We start from the raw sequence: 845 nt of genomic DNA, 5'->3' as shown, positions 1-845 counted from the left end.
CGTGACGTCGAGGCGGCGCCGTTCATTCTGGCCTGCCCCGGCAGCCTCCTGGCACGCTGGCTCATTCCACGGCTCGATCGCCTGCATCGTGCGCTGCCGGAACTCAAGCTGCATGTCGTCGCCAGCGAGAGCGAAGCTACCCCGGGAAGGGACGAGGTCAGCGCAACGCTGACGTTTGCCGAACCGCCATGGCCGGCCGACCTGGAGGTGATCGAGTTGACAGCGGAACACATCGGCGCGGTGGTGAGCCCGCAGCTGGCCGCTCGGTTCGATCCTCAGCGACCGGCGACGCTGTTTGACGCCAAGCTGCTGCATACCGCCTCGCGGCCGCAGGCCTGGCCGCACTGGGCGCGTGCGCATGGGCTCGATTCGGCGCGTCTCGATCGGGCGCTGGCCGAAGGGCAGGGCTTCGATCATCTCTATTATCTGATCGAGGCGGCAGTGGCCGGATTGGGGGTGGCGATAGCGCCTCGGCTGTTGGTCGAGGATGAGCTGCGTCAGGGGCGACTGATCGCTCCCTGGGGCTTCGTCGAGACGCCCGCCCGGCTATGCCTGTGGCTTTCATCCACTAACAATCGAGGGTACAGCGCTCGGCTCATCGAATGGCTCGAGGGTGAGCTGAACGACATGCTCCCGTCGCGGTAACCGGCGTTCGCTCCGGGAACATCGCGTATCTCCCCGCACTCGATTACGTTGTAGAAAAGCGATTTCTGGAGCGCCCATGCCGCTCGATGTCTTCCATCCCGCCGTCAGCCAGTGGTTCACACGCGCCCTCGGTGTGCCCACCGAGGTGCAGGCGCGCGCCTGGCCGGCCATCGGCGCGGGCGGCCATGTGCTGATCGCCG

At 66.6% G+C, this 845-nt stretch carries 1 protein-coding gene; it reads left to right on the top strand.

The features are described from left to right. Positions 1-645 (top strand): LysR substrate-binding domain-containing protein (locus QPM17_RS23660; protein WP_285394195.1); only part of this gene is annotated, 645 nt, incomplete at its 5' end. Positions 646-845 lie beyond the last annotated feature (200 nt).

It is taken from the genome of Marinobacter azerbaijanicus (assembly GCF_030250645.1).
Classification (GTDB): domain Bacteria; phylum Pseudomonadota; class Gammaproteobacteria; order Pseudomonadales; family Oleiphilaceae; genus Marinobacter; species Marinobacter azerbaijanicus.
The sequence above is the reverse complement of the archived record's forward strand: the minus strand, read 5'-3'. Positions and strand labels throughout refer to the sequence as shown.